Here is a 17,801-nt window from a genome sequence, read left to right as displayed (position 1 = left end):
CATAAATCATTGATTTAAATTGATATACTTTTATTTTGCCGCTTCAAATCCTCCGATTGTTTACGCAGCAAAATATACAAATGCACAATAATCGCTATTCCGCTTATGAACGACAGAATAAGAAAAATTTCGGGAGAGGAATCCTTCATAAAATGAGAGACGACGTACAAGGTTGCTGTACTGAACACATGCGCGAGCAAAGATGACCATATCGATCCTGTGCTCACGCGAATTACACCATAAATAATCGCTCCAAGAGCAGCGAAGGCACCAATGGTTACGCTCATAAATACAGTTCCAAACAACAAAGCTTGCAGCAGCACAGACCATCCAGAGGAGAATCGTTGGCGGAAAACATGGATCAGCATCCCCCGGAACAGCCATTCCTCGAGCAAAGAACCTAGCAATAAGCTGCTCAATACAAATACATAGAAATTCCCTCCACCAGCTACAAATTGAACCAAATTCGCAATTTCCGGAAAATTCTCAGCGATCCAAGCAAGCTGTGTGAACACCGCGATGAACAGACCAAGCCAAATTCCTGTCCCAGCAGCCATCACTGCTGATTGTGGTCGAACGAAGCCGAGGTCTTGCATTCGAATGTTTTGCCAGCGAAGCAGCGGCACATAAATGGCGATCACAATCGTATTCGCTGCGATAAGAGAGCTCGCTGGATTTTTGCTAAGCCACGCACTAAACTCAGCATCTTGAATCAAATTGTTCAACGCCCAATTCGTGAATAAAACTACGCAGATATAAATAGCTAAATAGAGTAGAACTTTACTAATTACAGTTAAAGTTCTCATGTGTGAATGACCTCTTTGTGATTGTATGGCTTGCGAAAGCGGCGATTGCCCAAATATAAGCCAGTTGCAATCATGGCACCTGCAACTGCCATTACAGCTGACAATATGAATATATCGTCACTCTTCGGGCCTAGATGCCAGAGCAAGTATTGAACTCCTTGGCAAGCCACCTGCGCGGCAATCGGCGCCCAGATGGAATCAAACCATACGTACAAGAGGGCAAAAATGATGGCGCCAAGAAACCCATACAAGGAAAGCGGAATATCGCCTAAGAAGAATAGAACGCCATATAATAACCCTTGCAGCAAAATCGCAACGGTGACAGGCAGAACGCCTCTAAAACTGTTCAGCAGTAAACCTCTGAATAACGTTTCCTTGTATACGTTCCCTAGCAATAGAAAAACGAGGAAAACATACCATTCTGCCCGATTCAAATATTCGAATAACTCTTGGAATTTGAACTGATCAGACTGGATCGCAGGCAATTGCGAGAATGCCACAGTGAACAAGCCCGCACCCAAACCCACCCATAGCGACAAGGAAATAGCGCTGCCATCCATCTTTTGAAATCGGGCTTCCTTGAATAGGTTTTGTTTAAATATTAGCTTTATTGCAAAGTACATAAGCGGAAAACCAATAATGTCATTTAATATAATGACAGTAAGCGTATTTTGTTCAAACCAAGGACTCAACGGGTAGATATAAGCAAAAAATAACTTGGTAACGGTAAGAAACCAGGCGAAATACAACCCGATGACTAGTAGAACACGCCCTATCGATACAGTCCAATTTCTCATCTTATCGCCCTCTTCCAACCGTAATCGGGTCTGCTTGTACTGAACTTGCACCTTTTTCGAGCCCTCTGCGCCAAATATATGCCGTTCCTCCTACGAGAAAGAGCAGGCTTCCAGCCGTTAGAACATACAACAAGGGTTCTCCTATTTCGTTAAGCGCTTCATGCCAACCAACATATTTTGTTATAAAAATAAGACTCATGGCTGAGGTTTGTACAATAATTGGCGCCCACAGGCTCCCTATTCGGATATACAATATCGCGTAGATGAGTCCAGAACCAAAACCAATGAATGACAGACTGAGGCTTGGCTGAAAATAGGCGTAAACCAATGCTTGCAAAATAAGCGCAGCATACAGCGGCATCACTTGACGCAATTGTCCGTAAATTAATCCTCTAAACAAAATTTCTTCATAGATGGGGGCAATAAGCCCCGCACCTAAAATAACATATAAAATGGAATCTCCCCTAATGAGATCATCTACGAGAAAGGGGATGGACGGAAAGTGTCGAGCGATGACATCAATTTCAATTAGACCAATACTAAACAGGCATCCGGCTGCCCCCATAGCCAGCATCAACCCGGCATCTTTGACCCCGATCTTCTTGAATCCGCTAACTTGAAACAAGGTTTGCTTCTGCTCTTTCCATATGCTTCTCTTCAAACGGAAAACAAGCATATAGATGAGCAAAATGGAGGTAAATAATACCGCCATGAACATCGCCGGGTTACGATCCATAAACTTGGCAAGGCCGAGTGTAGCTTCATACTGATAGGTTGATCGCAGCAGATAAAGCAAAGCGTAGAAGATACCTAAATACCATGCGATATTCCCGAGCATAAACAAGATCTTTTTCAACGTAATGCTCCTTTGCATATGGGGTTGTCCTTACTGCTTGCCGCCAGCTCTAGCATTAGAAGTCTGCTGAAATTGATGAACGGCCATTCTGAGCAGTTTAATATAGCCCTGAGCCCATGCCTTAACCTTTTCTTTCTTTAATCGACGTGCATTAAATTCCCATAAACCGCTCATCCCTTTACCTGCTGCTCCCCTGCCGCTGTCTAACGTCAGAATGATATCGAAGAGGTGCATGAGTTGATTTTCGGGAATGAAGCCTGTGCGTGAGCGATCTACAAACAAAGGCGTTATGCGGGAACTATTATGGCTCCCAAGCTCTCTCTCCACTTGATTCCAATCGTAGGAAATTTTCGTATCGTCAAACAACGAGTCGGCTGCTCGGATTAGTTCGCTAAACTCCAGCACCGTACTAAAGTCAAGCTCTAAAGGTGTGAGCCGTCCCCTTGATGTTGCAACCGGCATAACCAAGTCATTAGCGCCTGACTGCTGCTTCCAGAAGAGCAGATAGATTGCTAGAGCAACGGTTGTAATGGACACAGACTGCGAATATGCCATTTCCGCCAGTCCCTCAATTAAATCGTCCTCAAGGGTGAATTGGTACGAACCATTCCGCTGCGCAGTGTATGTGTTATTGAAGGAGTCCTCACCTGCAGCAATTCCAGCGTAATGCCAAATGTGAGGAAGATTGCTTCGGGAATCAATATATTCCGCAAGCGCGGCAATCGTCGGATAATTAAATAGATCCGTCACCTTGAGTAAACCTGGGTACAGCTCTTCCAGTCGCTGGTGGGTACGGACAAGCAGCAGCGACTCTCCCCCAACATCAAAGAAATTATGATGCGTCCCAATAGCGGTTCGGCCTAGCACTTCTCCCCACACAATAGAAATGGTTTTTTCCGTTTCGCTTGCTGCCTCCACATAACGCACGCCTGCATCCAACCGCTCGTCTGGTGCTGGCAATGACTTGCGATCTACCTTGCCATTTGGAGAAAGCGGCATTTGATCCAGTTCCACGTAGACAGCCGGAACCATATAATCGGGTAATGTTTTAGCCAAATGATAACGTAATTGTGCAGTAGTGACTGCATTACTCGTTACGACATACGCGCATAGAAATGCGCTTTCCCCCGCAGCCCCGTCACGCTTCATGACAACGGCTTCCCTTACGTCTGGATGACCCGTAAGCGCATGCTCGATCTCCCCGCATTCAATGCGGTACCCCCTAATTTTCACCTGGTGATCCATTCGTCCCAGAAATTCGATGCTGCCATCAGGCAGCCACCTCGCAAGATCACCTGTACGATACATGAGCTCGTTAGCTGCGAATGGATTTATCACAAACTTTTCCGAGGTCAAATCAGGACGTTTCCAATACCCCCGCGCCAAGCCAACTCCCGCAATACACAGCTCTCCCGCCACGCCTACCGGTTGAGCCTGCATAACTTCATTGACCACATATAAGGAAATGTTGTCGATTGGTTTGCCAATAGGCACGCTCGTTAAACTTTGCTCTCCTATACACTCGTAATAGGACACATCGACCGTCGCTTCCGTTGGACCATACAGATTAATGAGCTTCGCAGCATTAGGTTCTCCGATTCGCTCTCTAAATCTCTCTACTTGATTGACCGTAAGCGCTTCTCCACTGGCAAAAACATAACGTAAGCTCTCAAGCTTTTTACTATCCTTAACAAGGCCCGGGTAATCCAAAAACAGATGAAGCATAGAAGGTACAAAATGTAGCGTAGTCACCGCATACTTATTAATGGCATCATATATCGCCCCAGGGTCCTTTTCTCCGCCTGGTGCAAGCAAGCATAGCTTAGCGCCTGAGAAGCTCCATAAGAACAACTCCCATACCGACACATCAAACGTAAATGGCGTTTTTTGCAAAATCACATCATGCATATCAAGTGTGTATCTGTTTTGCATCCACGTAAGGCGATTCACTACGGAATGGTGCTCAATCATTACCCCTTTCGGCTGTCCTGTTGACCCTGAGGTGTACAACACATACGCTAAACTGCGCGATCGATGGATTTTTTCTAACGGCCCATCATTTTGCTCATGCTGCAGCGCTTCCTCTATGTTCAATCGTTCAGAGTCTAGCGACATGTTGCCGATCTGCCCGTCTAAGCCCCGAGTCAAAACAATCCTTGCTCCCGAGTCATCCAGCATATATCGAACTCGCTCTTCAGGAAGCCCAGGTGAGATCGGGATATACGCCGCTCCTGCCTTCAATATGCCGTAAATCGCAATGATCATGTCTACAGAACGCTCCATGATGACGGCTACAGTATCCTCATGCTTCACCCCGTGCTTTCTCAGAGCTCTTGCCAGCCGATTGGCCTTCCCATTCAGTTCACGATATGACATTTCCCCAGTCTCATAGATCAGGGCAGTAGCATGCGGTATCCACTCAGCTTGTGCTTCCAAGTAAGACTCAACGGTTATATGGCTTGGATAAGCGGTAGCCGTTTCGTTGAATTGAACAAGTTGAATGGCTTCTTCATCCGAATTCAGCAATCTTATCTGGTTTAAAGAGATATGCGTATCTTTTGTAATTTGCTCCACAATTCGAATATAGTAGCTAATCATTTGGTTGATTGTTTGTTGTTCGAATAGATCCGTTGCATATTCTACAGTAAGGTCTGCACCATCCTCACGCATTGCAAGCTCAAACGTCAGATCCAGCTTGGATACAGCGTGCTCCAGCGGCTGCGTCTTTATTTGCAGCACATCAGCTTTCATTGCCGGCACATCCATATTTTGCATAACGAACATGACGTCAAAGATTGGATTTCGACTCAGGTCTCGCTTTACATCAAGTGCGGTTACACAATGCTCGAACGGCAGCATCCCATTATGCATCGCACCAAGCACCTTCTCCTTGATCTGTCGGGCAAAATGAAGAAAGCTGTGCTCGCCAGATGGCTGGCTCCGGATAGCAACGGTATTGACAAACATCCCAACAAGCGGGGCTGTCTCTGGATGGGATCTTCCTCCAATCGGTGTACCAGAGATGATATCCTCTTGCCCCGTCAGCTTATGAAGCAGCACGTGAAAACAAGCAAGCCATATTGGAAAACTAGTCATGCCAGCCGTTGCTGCCAATGACTCTACCTCGGACATTAACGAGAGAGGCAGCGCATGAATGATTTTTCTCCCCTTAAAGCTTTGTTCGGCTGGCCTTGGCTTGTCCACTCGCAAATCCAGAAGCGGCAGCGTTCCCGCCAGCTCCTCTCGCCAGTACTGCTCTTGCCTATCCCGCTCTCGGCTCTTCATAAAACCCTGCTGCCATACAGCTATGTCCTTGTACTGGACTTCAAGCGGCAGCAACGTGCCGCCTTCATAAAGCTTGGTGAAATCATGTGCCAGCACTGTCATTGAAATACCGTCAGATACGATATGATGCATATCAAGCAACAGCAAATGCTCTTGCACGCCATTCGTAATAAGTGAAGCGCGCAGCAGCGGAGCAATGCTCAAATCGAATGGCTGAACGAATTTTTGCATGCTGCTCCATCCATCCACTTGATCCGTTTTTGTTACATCAGCTCGCACCATTACTCGCTCATGAATGCGTTGAACGGGGGCGCCATCGCGCCATTCAAAGCTTGTTCTGAGCGGTTCATGACGATCAATGAGCCGCTGCAGCGCCTCTTGCAGTCTCTCAACGTTCAGTTCACCACGCATACTGAGTGCGAGCGGCAAATTGTAGGCTGTACTGGAAGGCTTCATATGATGAAGAACGAATAGTCGGTTCTGCGCAAGCGACAATGGATAAACATCCCTCTGCTCGGCCCTTGTGATAGATGCTGCAGTCCTTTTCGGCGATCTATCAATGAACGCTGCCATCTCTTCTAGGACCGGGTAGGCGAACACATCCTTTAGTGTAAATGTGACCTCTAACTGCCGCTCCACTGCACCCGTTAACTGCGCTGCGCGCAGCGAATGTCCGCCAAGCTGGAAAAAATGATCGTCGGTGCGTACGATGCGAACACCAAGTATGCTCTTCCATAGCTCTGCTAGTCGAAGCTCCGTCTCACTGCGCGGATCGGCGCCGCCAATAGAATCAGCAAACGTCGGCTGTGGAAGGCGGCTGCGGTCTATCTTCCCGCTAGCATTAAGAGGAAAGGAATGCAGGCAGGCAAACAGGGAAGGAATCATATATTCCGGAAGCATCCCCCTCAGCCTCTCCTTCAGCTCACGTTCATTGCGTTCAAAAGATGAAACCACATATGCACATAAGGCTGGCTCTCCCGTACGATCCTTTACGGTCATGACGAGCGCATCGGAAACCTCCTCCAGCTGCATCAGCGCATGCTCAATCTCTCCACATTCCATTCGAAATCCTCTAATCTTCACTTGATGATCGAATCGACCCAAATACTCGATATGACCGTCAGCAAGCCAGCGCGCGCGGTCTCCGGTCAAGTACATTCGTTCCCCAGCAAAAAAAGGATCGGTTACAAATTTTTCGGCTGTCAATTCTTGACGGTTCAAATAACCTCTAGCGAGTCCCACTCCAGCGATGCAGAGCTCGCCCGGAATTCCAATGGGCTGCAGCCGCCGCTGCTCATCCACAACGTACAGCCGAATATTTTGAATCGGTGAGCCAATTGGAACAGATCCTTGCTTATAGTTCGCGCAGTCATATGAGCTGACATCCACGGTCGCTTCAGTCGGTCCGTATAAATTTATGAGTCGTGGACTTTCGCTGCCTGCAGAATGTTGGCTGTAGAACCCTTCCACCTGTGCAGGCTTCAACGCCTCTCCGCTTGCAAATACGTAACGCAAACCTCCGAAAGGCTTGTCCGCCTTAACTTCCGATGCATACTGGAGATATACGCCCAGCATGGATGGGACAAAATGCATGACCGTCACCGCTTGCTCACGGATTACTTTCATCATGACCTGCGGCTCCCGCTCCCCCCGCGGTTCCAGCAAGTAAACAGATGCCCCTGCAAAACTCCACCAGAACAGCTCCCACACTGAAACATCAAAAGTTATAGGTGTCTTCTGAAGAATGACATCTTGCGAATCAAGTGGATATTGATCTTGCATCCAATGTATACGGTTGATGACCGCAGCATGCTCGATCATAACTCCCTTTGGTTTTCCAGTAGAACCTGATGTATAGATGACATATGCCAAATGATGCGCATTCACTGCAGGCTCCCATAGCCATTTTTCAGCATCATGGGAACCCTTGTCTTCAACAGCATCTATATCTATAATTTCACCATTAAACGGCAGTTGGTTCATCCATTTGTGCTGGAAACATAATATATTGGCTCCGCTATCTTCAAGAATGTACCCAATACGCTCCTCTGGAAAATGCGGATCGATAGGCAAGTAAGCGCCCCCGGCTTTTAGAATGCCTAAAATCGCTGCCATCATTTCAAAAGAGCGCTCTGCAACAATCGGGACGATTGTGTCAGCTCCAACACCTTTCTGACGGAGCAGCAGAGCAAGTCGGTTTGCACGATCATCAAGCTCACGGTAAGTAAACATACCGTCGTTCGATCGAATGGCTGGAGCATTCGGCGTCTTGCGTACCTGTTCCTCAAAACAGCCATGGATGGTTTCGCCATCAGGATACGGCCTTGCTGTATCATTCCATTCTTGAAGAAGCATTTGCGCTTCCTTCTCCATAATTAAGCTGAGGGAAGAGCATCTCATACCTGGCTCATCCGTCACTTGTTTCAGTACATTGAGCCAATGGTCCGCCAACCTCATCATCGTTGCTTTATGAAATAATCGCGTATTGAACTCTAGCTCTGCTCGAAGGCCTCCGTCACCATGAGAATAAAGATCAAATTTAAAATCCAATTTAGATGTCATGTTTTTACCTGCGCGTATAGGCTGTACCCCTACAGTGTGACCCTTCACTTCCAGATCATTTCCGATCTGGTTGTGCAAAATCATCATCGTATCGAACAGCGGGTTTCGTGAGGGATCCATCGTCATTTGCGCAGCTTCAATCATCTGGTCAAAGCTCACATCTTGATGTTCGAGTGCTGCAAGAAGATGATCATGTGACGCCTTCGCAAATTGATCAAATTTCATTCCATCGCCTATTTTAAGGCGAATTGGAAGAAAATTATTGAACATACCGATCATATTAGCCGTTTCGGGATGTGATCTTCCTGCCGCTAGCGCCCCAATAATCAAGTCATTTCCACTTGTATACTTTTGAAGAAGCAGAGCGTAGGAAGCAAACAACAGACTATTTAAGCTAATATTGAGCGTATCGGATATAGATTGAAGCCGAATTGCTAGCTCTGAAGGGACATGGAATCCAAACGTCTCCCCCTCTAGCGATTGCCGTTCCCCACGCGGGAAGTCAAGCGGCATGTCGAGGCTCGGGGGTGGATCGCTTAACTCGGTCTCCCAATATCGGATGCTCTTCCGCATGCGTTCCGTATTCCCTTGGCTTGCTCTCCATACTGCATAATCCTTGTACTGAATATGCGGCTCTTCCAAGCGCTTGCCGTCTAGTCGTTTGACTAGCTCTTCAATAAGCAGACTCACCGAAATGCCATCCGCAATAATATGATGGATATTTAGAAGCAAATAAGTTTCTCCGCATGCGCTGCTGAGCAGCCGTGCGTCAAGGAGCGGTGCTTGTGAAAGCGACAACGGCTTGGCAAATTCGCAGAAATGTTGCTCCAGATCTATTGTTGTATCGCTTATCTCTTGAAGCTCGAACGAAGCATGCTCATGTATAATTTGACGCGCCTCACCGTCAATAAACTGGAATGATGTACGAAGCGGCTCATGCTGAGCAATAAGTCCTTTTATGGCCCGTTCCATATCCGTTCGCTGAACATGGCAAGTTAAGCGCAGCGCTAGCGGGATATGATAGGCTATACCCGCGTTTGCAATTTCTTCAATGAGAAAAATACGCTGCTGGGATGGACTTAACGGATAAGATTGAGAAATGTTTATCGGTATTATCGGTTCATATGCCTCTATATCTGCACTGTCAATCCATTCTGCTTGCTCTCTAACTGTTGAACGTAGAAATACTTCCTTGATCGGCATTCGGACATGATATTGCTTGTAAATTTCCGATACAAGTGCTGCAGCCTTCAAAGAGTGACCGCCATGTGCGAGGAAGTGATCATTAACGCCTACAGCCTCTACCTTCAAAACCATTTTCCAAATGGTTGCAAGCTGAATCTCGGTTTGGGTTGTAGGCGGAACATAGGCTGCTGCCATTCCGATGCTCAGTTTGGAAAAGTCAGGCTCAGGCAATGCGTTTTTGTTAATCTTGCCGTTAGAAGTGAGCGGGAGCTTCTCCACCCGCACGAAGACTGCCGGAATCATAAATTGCGGCAGCTTTGCTCCCAGCTCTGCTTGCAGCCGATCTATGGAAAGCTCACCATTTGCAACGATATAGGCAGCAAGCTGTGGATCGCCGCTGCGGTATTTCAGCATAACTACCGCTTCCCTAACGTCCTCGCACTCTAGCAGTTTGCTCTCAATTTCCCCTAGTTCTATACGAAATCCACGCAGCTTCACCTGGGTGTCGAGCCGATCCAAAAACTCTAGATTACCGTCAGGCAGCCGCCTAACCAAATCCCCTGTCCTGTAAAGCTTGGTTCCCTCCTTAAAAGGATGGGGAACAAATTTATTTGCAGTAAGCTCTGGCAGGTTCAAGTAACCTTGTGTTAAACCATCGCCGGCAATACATAATTCCCCAGGCACAAGTACTGGGAGCAAGGCACCATTTTCGTCCAATACAAGTGCTTCTGATTGTGCGATAGGCTTGCCTATTGGAATCGCAGCATTGTCCTGCTCTAGCGAGTCAATCGGATAACAAGTAGCGAAAACAGTAGACTCTGTTGGACCGTACACGTGAAGCAGCACGCCTGAACCGACGGTCTGATAAGCTCTTCTAATATGCGAGGCTGATGCGCGTTCACCGCCAAACAATAGATGACGAAGGGAAGGCAAGTCCTTCAATCCAGAGTCAACGAATGCATTAAACAAAGCTGTAGTCGCAAAAAACACCGTAACCCTTTGTTTCTTCATCAATAAAATAAGCTGATGGATATCAAGCAAATCGTTCTCATTCACAAGGACGAGCTTTGCGCCGTTCAAAAGTGCCCCATAAAAATCAAACGTCGATCCGTCAAACGCATAATTCGATAACTGCAGCAGCGCATCCTCATTCGTGATTCGGATATAGTCAGTAGCCCGAGCAATGCGAATGACGTTTCGGTGCGTAGTTAAAATTCCTTTTGGCCGTCCTGTGGAACCAGATGTGTACATCACATAAGCTGCGTCGTCCCCTGTTACATCCACGTTCAAATTATGTCTCTCTGCCTGTCTCCACTCGTTCCTCATAGCATCCATGTCAATCTTATCTACTGGTCTATTCCCAGCTTGAGCAAGCTTGCCGCCTATATGGCTTGTCCAGGCATCTACTATCATTGTAGAAATATCAGCGTCCCCAAGCATAAACTCAATCCTGTCGATAGGATAACTCGGGTCGATTGGCACATATGCGGAGCCGGTCTTCAACACAGCAAGTATCGCAACTGGCATATTAAAGGATCGATGAAGGAGCAGCGCCACACGTGAATGCGGAACTACTCCATGGTTGATGAGCCATCTAGCCAGAGCATTTGCCATTTCATTCAGCTCTGTGTAGGAGAGGGTTGCCTCATCCATAACTATAGCCGGGAGCTGTGGTGTATGAGCCACCTGCCTCTCAAACAGCCTGTACAGTGAAGTATCGTTAGGGTAAAGTGCTCGACTCGACTCGCTAGTAGCCAAAATAAGCTGGCATTCATCCTCGTCTAACATAGGAAGCAGCTCAACAGTCGTCTCAGGGGATTGCACTGCTGCATCAGCTAATGTTTTATAATGGCGAGCAAATCCTCTTACTGTTTCCTGACTGTACAAGTCAAGGGAATATTCAATAGATACTGTAATGCCATCCTCCGAAGCTATACATTCCCAGCTCATATCAAATTTAGATGTACCTGTCCCTATCGGCTCAGGCTTGAATGTGACATTCGCTGTATGAAACTGTGGAATTTCCATGTTGTGCAACGTAAATACAGTGCTGAACAAAGGATTACGGCCATGTTCTTGTTTTACCTCTGCCAGCTCTACAATTTCTTCGTAAGGGACGTCCTGATGGTCTAGCGATAACAATATTTGTTTATTGATCTCTTCAAAGCATTGAAGGATCGAAAGCTCCTTGCCTGCCTGAAGTCGCAGCGGCACCATATTGACGAACAGGCCCACGATACCTTCCATCTCCGGCCTTGTTCTCCCTGCCGACGCAGTACCGATCACCATATCAACTGCTCCGGTGTACTTGCTCAGCAGCATAAAGTAAACGGAAGTTAAAACGGTATACAACGTACCGCCTGTTCGGAAAGCCAATTGCTCCAGCTTAGCTGTAAGTGTTGCATCGAGTACAAATTTTTCAATAGCTCCCTTGTAGCTAGGAGTGAGCGGACGCCGATAATCTGCCGGGATGTCGATCTCCTCCGCTCCCTCCTTGAACATTTGCCGCCAATACTCTCTCTGTCCGATCATGCGCCTATCTTCTGCCCTGCTCCTTTTCTCCCAATCAGCAATATCGCTGTATTGAAAAGAAATTGGAGGCAGCTCAGCCCCTTCATACATCGCAACAAATTGCCCGATTAATATCCCCATCGACGTGCCATCTGTAATGAGATGATGCATATCAAATAACATCAGATGGCGGTTATGGCCGAGTGTGATTAACTCCATTCGGAACAACGGCGCCTTAGACAGCTCATAGGGCTGCAGAAATGCACTTATTTTGTGCTGCATATCACTCTCTGACCAGCCGCGGCCGTCTTTATAAACAATGGGCAGCTTTATTGAATCCGAAATTCGACCAACCACGATATCATTATCCATAACAAATGATGTACGTAGTGAAGAATGCCTGTTGATCAAGGACTCCCACACCTGCTGAAACTTACTGAGGTCCAGTTCCCCCTCAATGCTTATGCGCTGCGGAAGATGATAACGAAGGAGACCTGAATTCATTTCCTCAACAATAAATAATCTCTTCTGAGCAGACGTGGCGGGATACCAATCCCTCGTGCCTCCATTTGAAATCACTTCGCACTGGCCATTTCTGTCATTTCTTTGATCTTCCCCAGCAGTCACTTCAGCGACATAAGCGGCTAGTAACCGAACAGTATGATGCTGAAACAACTCGCTCAGAGATACATTTATGCCAAACGCCGACTGCAGCTGGGCAGCTACATAAGCTGCGCTCAGTGAATTACCGCCATGCTCCAAAAAATGATCATCTATTCCAATGCGGTCTGTCTTCAGCACTTTTTTCCAAATAGACAATATGCGATGTTCGGCATCCGTTTCAGGAGCTGCAGCAGCCGACTCGGGAGCTGTTTCTTCCATAATCGCTGCCAGCGACTCCAATTCCGAAATGACTGAGGAGAATTGTCCGCTCTGCATACTCTCAGCAAGAGTGTAACGCTGAATTTTCCCAGAGGTAGTTTTCGGAATACGCTTTACTGGAACAATGAGCTCCACTTGGAGTCCAGTTTTTCGATTTAGCAATCGCTGCACGCTTTGCCTCAGCGGCACAAAACCGTTAAGCTTGCCTCGATATTGAATAAATACGGCGATCTCATCCTGCTTCGTTGCTTCATTCTGAATCGCGCTGACAGCTACTTTGCCTATTTCTGCTCCCTTTATTTCGCTTGCCAGCATTTCCAAATCATGCGGGTATACGTTCTGTCCATTGACGAAAATAATATCCTTCATGCGGCCAGTCACATACAATCTGCCGTCTTGCATAAATCCAAGATCACCGGTATTCAGCCATCCGTCTGTCGATAGAATAACGGCATTCACATCAGGGCGGTTAAAATAACCCTTGGTGACATTCCTCCCTCTAATATGGAGGAGTCCAACGTAGCGATCTGGCGTTTCCCGACCAGACTCGTCGCAAATTTTAAGCTCGCATTCGGATACAGGGAACCCGAGCTCAACGATTTCTATTTTATTGGGATCATCTGCTGGAGCATCCTGAATAACATCTCCGATATTCAAGCCCTTTCGGCTTACATATAAGGTATTCAAGCTCTCCTCCACATGCGGAAATGTAACGGCCAAACTTGCTTCCGCTAGTCCATAGACGGGAAATATACATTGTTCTCTAAGCCCATAAGGCTTCATCTGTGCGAGAAACTCGCGGCAATTGCTCGCAGATATTGGTTCCGCTCCGTTAAAGATAAGCCTTACCGAGCTAAGGTCCCAGCAGGTGGCATTCTCAGGTTTAAAATGCTGTAGAAAGTGAACATAACCAAAGTTAGGTGATGATAGACAGGTAATGCGATGCTGATGCGTGAGCTCCATCCACTTCATCGGATGAAGCACGAATGTCGAGGTCGGCATCTGCCATTGATTCATAAGCCCAAGCATCGGAGTTAGATGAAATCCGATCAAACCCATATCATGCGTAAGCGGGAGCCAGCTTAAAGAGGAATCAGCCTCGGTCGACTGCGCGCCCTCCAATATCGCCCGCATATTCGAAAGTAAGTTGCCATGTGTCAAAACAACACCTTTAGGATCACCTGTAGAACCAGAGGTGAATTGGATAAATGCAACATCATCCTCGGTTGCCGCATAGACTGTTCCTTGGCGATCTATAGCAGCTGCTTCATCCAAAACATCCTTGATCGGCAGCATTTTTTTTTGCAGAAGCTGTCCTGCGGCATGTTCTTCATTTTTGAGACAATAAGCTGCAACAGATTCCCATATTTCTGGCTCGCACAGCAAATACGGATTTCCAAGTTGGCTGCTTACTTGAAGAAGCTTCTTCCTGCCTTCGTCAGTTCGTCCCGCTGTAAGTGGAACGGGGATCATGCCGCCCAATAGGCAGGCCCAAAACAAAACAAGAAATCGTTCATTATCTTCGGTCTGCAGCACAACATGCTGCCCTTTGCCAAGCCCTCTTTCCTGCAGCTGACCGAGTACTGCACCCGCTGCCTTGCGTAGTTGCCCATACGACACGAATCGATCCTTACCCGCCTCGCAGAACGTAATGCCCGCACCGCTCGTTCCGCTTGCAATGAGTACCTCTGAGAGATTTCGGATGATATTCATATAGCTCCCCCTACTTTTTGTCTGTGGCATTATACCGTTGTAGAGTGCAGCTCTTGATACTTGTCCGTCACAATCCGATTATTCTCATCCATAATGACCACATCGGGCTTGTACACCCTCGCTTCATGATCTTCCATCATGGCGTAGGAGATAATAATAACGAGATCTCCTGGCTGAACCATTCGCGCAGCCGCTCCATTTAGACAAACCATGCCTGAGCCTCTTGGGCCAGTGATCGCATACGTCTCCAACCGCGCGCCGTTATTGATATTTACAACTTGTACTTTCTCGTTCTCTAAAATATTGGATGCGTCTAAAATATCTTGATCAATCGTGATGCTGCCTACATAATTTAAATTTGCTTCCGTAACGACCGCACGGTGAATTTTGGATTTGTGAATTTCTCTAAACATAAATAACACACTCCTCATAGAATAGTGAATTTGGTTAATATACCGATAAATAATAGTGCTTTAACACAACCTTAAAGTTACTTTTATTTGTATTTATTGCAAATTTTAAAATAAAAAAGACAAAGAAATCGCTCCGTTAACATGAAAGCGTTAACAATAGTTTGTTAATAACTTCTGAATGCATTCGACTAAGTAGTTTTGGTTGAAGGTATAGCTTATGCGGGTTGAATATTCGAGTTAAAATAACATGTGGGTTAACTTGTTGGGGAGACTGACAAGCAAGTGATTAGCAATGAAATCATTTACTAGAAAAGAGCTGCGCAATGAAAGAGGTGTGGGAAAATGCTGTAAAGGTTTAGCTTATTTTGATATCAAAGAGCGTGGTCATCCTGACTAATTTGATACTAATATCAAAAAAATGATACTTTTTACCATTCGAACTCATACCTATAGTAGTTGGATTGCACCTATGAAAGAAAGGGGATTTTTATGTTAATAAGGGGTGGAATTCTCTTTTTTTGATTTATATGGTCACTATTGTGATAGATTCGCGCATAATAAACGATTTCGTGTAAAACAATAGGGGTTAAAAAATAAGTTTTAGACTAACCCCATAACAAAAGCAGCGGCGAACCAAGACCAGATAAATAAAGTCTTAGACTGCCGCGGCTATTTCAACTAACGTTCTCCGTTAGTTCATGACTTTTCACTACTTAGGATGGCTTCAAATATTTTTAACCCTGTAACGTCTATCATAGTTCCTTGAGAAGGCTCTTTTTTAGTAATCCATTTTATTAATTGAGCAACATAATAATCCATAAGAGAATTTGAGAAACAAGAATAATTGGATAGCAATACAATTCCTACACGGAGTTCCTTGTTGAAAGCTAGATAACTGTTAAAACCAGCTGAACCCCCGTTATGCCAGAGGATACCTTTATCTAGAAGTTTATCCTCACCCCAGCCAAAATAACGGTTTGAATTTCCGATCCACATAGGGATATGACTTTTTTGCAGTGTAGAGGCTATCGGATTATCATCATTTAGATTGGCTTGGACAAATAAACTTAAATCGTTAACCGATGACTTAATCCCCCCAGCTCCTTCATGTATAGAGAGATCCCAGTGAGGGACTCTCTTCCCAGTTGAAGCATGTCCATTCAAAAACCTTCTATTCTGTTCTGAATCAAGTGTAACGGCTGTCTCATTCATCTTTAATGGGCCCGTTATGTATTTTTTCAACAGTTCATCATACTTGCTTCCTGACACCTTGCATAGAATATTCCCCAGTAAGCCCACACCGATATTGGAATATCCAAATGAACCAATACTATCCGTGTAGTCAGCATCAGATAGAAAAGCAGTTAAATCTTGCTCGGTATACATTGAATAAGGATTCGATCTTTTTTTAGCCAGATTGTGGTTTGTTGCCAATCTAGGTAAACCAGAGGTATGAGTAGCAAGGCTTTTCAAGGTAATCTTATTCAAATAATCGTTTTTAACGTTTGGCACAAACTTACCAACCATGTCATCCGAGGAAAGCAGTTTTTCCCGTTCCATTTCTAATAAGAGAATGGATGTGAAAACTTTGGTTATGGAGCCGATTTCAAACAACATATGCTCAGGAGGAATCGTACTTCTCTTTTGATTATTACTGAACGAAAAGTATTCAATACCGCCCTCTCTAATAATCCCGATCGCAAGATGCAAATGTTTCTTATCTTTCGTGTAATCTGAAACAAAATTATGTAAATCCTTCATAGTAACAGCTACTCCTTTTAGTTTTATGATGCTTACAAAAATCCTCGGTTGTTGAAATCACGTTAATCAACCTATTTTTGATGCTGAATTATGTACTCGTTTCCAATTCTTTATATTCCTGCTCGTTATTTCAATTAGAAACGGCAGCTGAGCATTAGACCAGCTAACGTAGTGTATTGAACAATCATTTCCCGTTAGCTTAATTATGTGATGTACAGGTTATCGTAAAGACTTCCCATAAGGTTTCAAATATTCACGCATCAGCTTATTGGATAAGGCTAGGGCCTCTTCTCGTGTTGTTGCGGGGGCAGATAGCATCTTTCCATTCTCAGTGTTCCAAACGGTCTGAAGATTTCCATCTTCGGATTCAGACTGTTGATTGGGCGTTGTTATAAGGAATGTTACTTGACTAAAGTCTTTGTTCGCGAATATAGAATGTGACTGGTAAATTTCAGCTCCTACAGTTGTTCCCCGTTCGTCATAAAGAAAATAAGGATAGGCTATTGAGCCCCAGCCGTCTCTAGAAAAATGAATTTCTATATTGCGCTGATCCTGAGGCACTGGAATTTGTTCACCTACAATTCGTACTACACCCTTAAATATTCGCTCTCTTTTCAAGCTCGTATGCACCTTGCCCTGAATTATAACAGTCGCAGGCTCTATCCCAGATTTTACACCTTCGTAACCTAACTGATACTTAACACCAATCAGCTTTACATCAATTGTGCTGGGGTGCTTCACATACATGACCCAGATTGCGCCAATGACGATAATAATCAAGCTGATTGATACAATCCATCTTTTCGTCTGCAACTAGCTTCATCCCTTTTATGGAACTCATTTACTTTCCTACCTAATTCATATGATTAATATAGTCTTAAGTTGCGCTAAACTGCCCGTTAACATTCCTGTAGGTGTTAGTAGATTCAATTTGCAGTAAAACGAACGCCCCGCTAGGATGAGTATGTACTGGGTTGGAGCCCTCAGAACTCACCTTAGGAGGCGTTATTATGAAGTCTAGACTAACTAA

General features: G+C 45.5%; 7 protein-coding genes. All 7 read right to left on the bottom strand.

The features are described 5' to 3' along the window. Nucleotides 1-14 precede the first annotated feature (14 nt). A complete protein-coding gene (locus AC1DM9_RS21455; RefSeq protein ID WP_477582077.1) occupies nucleotides 15-806 on the bottom strand; it encodes a lysostaphin resistance A-like protein in 792 nt (263 codons plus the stop codon). Further along, a complete protein-coding gene (locus AC1DM9_RS21450; protein ID WP_477582075.1) occupies nucleotides 803-1,603 on the bottom strand; it encodes a lysostaphin resistance A-like protein in 801 nt (266 codons plus the stop codon). The genes AC1DM9_RS21455 and AC1DM9_RS21450 overlap by 4 nt, the downstream gene beginning before the upstream one ends. A gap of 1 nt (nucleotide 1,604) precedes the next feature. Beyond that, complete coding sequence (locus tag AC1DM9_RS21445) at nucleotides 1,605-2,459, bottom strand: lysostaphin resistance A-like protein (protein ID WP_477582073.1); 855 nt, start codon at nucleotides 2,457-2,459, stop codon at nucleotides 1,605-1,607. 30 nt (nucleotides 2,460-2,489) lie between these two features. Next, nucleotides 2,490-14,597 (bottom strand): amino acid adenylation domain-containing protein, encoded by a 12,108-nt coding sequence (locus tag AC1DM9_RS21440; protein WP_477582071.1) that lies wholly within the window; start codon nucleotides 14,595-14,597, stop codon nucleotides 2,490-2,492. Between the two features lie 29 nt (nucleotides 14,598-14,626). After that, nucleotides 14,627-15,010, bottom strand: a complete 384-nt coding sequence (panD, locus tag AC1DM9_RS21435) for an aspartate 1-decarboxylase (protein WP_076270779.1) — start codon at nucleotides 15,008-15,010, stop codon at nucleotides 14,627-14,629. A gap of 696 nt (nucleotides 15,011-15,706) precedes the next feature. Continuing rightward, on the bottom strand, nucleotides 15,707-16,771 hold the full coding sequence (locus AC1DM9_RS21430; RefSeq protein WP_477528147.1) for a serine hydrolase domain-containing protein: 1,065 nt from the start codon (nucleotides 16,769-16,771) through the stop codon (nucleotides 15,707-15,709). Nucleotides 16,772-16,990: 219 nt separating this feature from the next. Then, nucleotides 16,991-17,584 carry a hypothetical protein gene (locus AC1DM9_RS21425; RefSeq protein WP_477582069.1) on the bottom strand — a complete coding sequence of 198 codons (594 nt, stop codon included), beginning with the start codon at nucleotides 17,582-17,584 and terminating at the stop codon, nucleotides 16,991-16,993. Nucleotides 17,585-17,801: the final 217 nt, after the last annotated feature.

This window comes from Paenibacillus sp. 01T431, from assembly GCF_056398625.1.
Note: the sequence above shows the minus strand (reverse complement) of the source record. Positions and strands in the feature narration are given on the sequence as shown.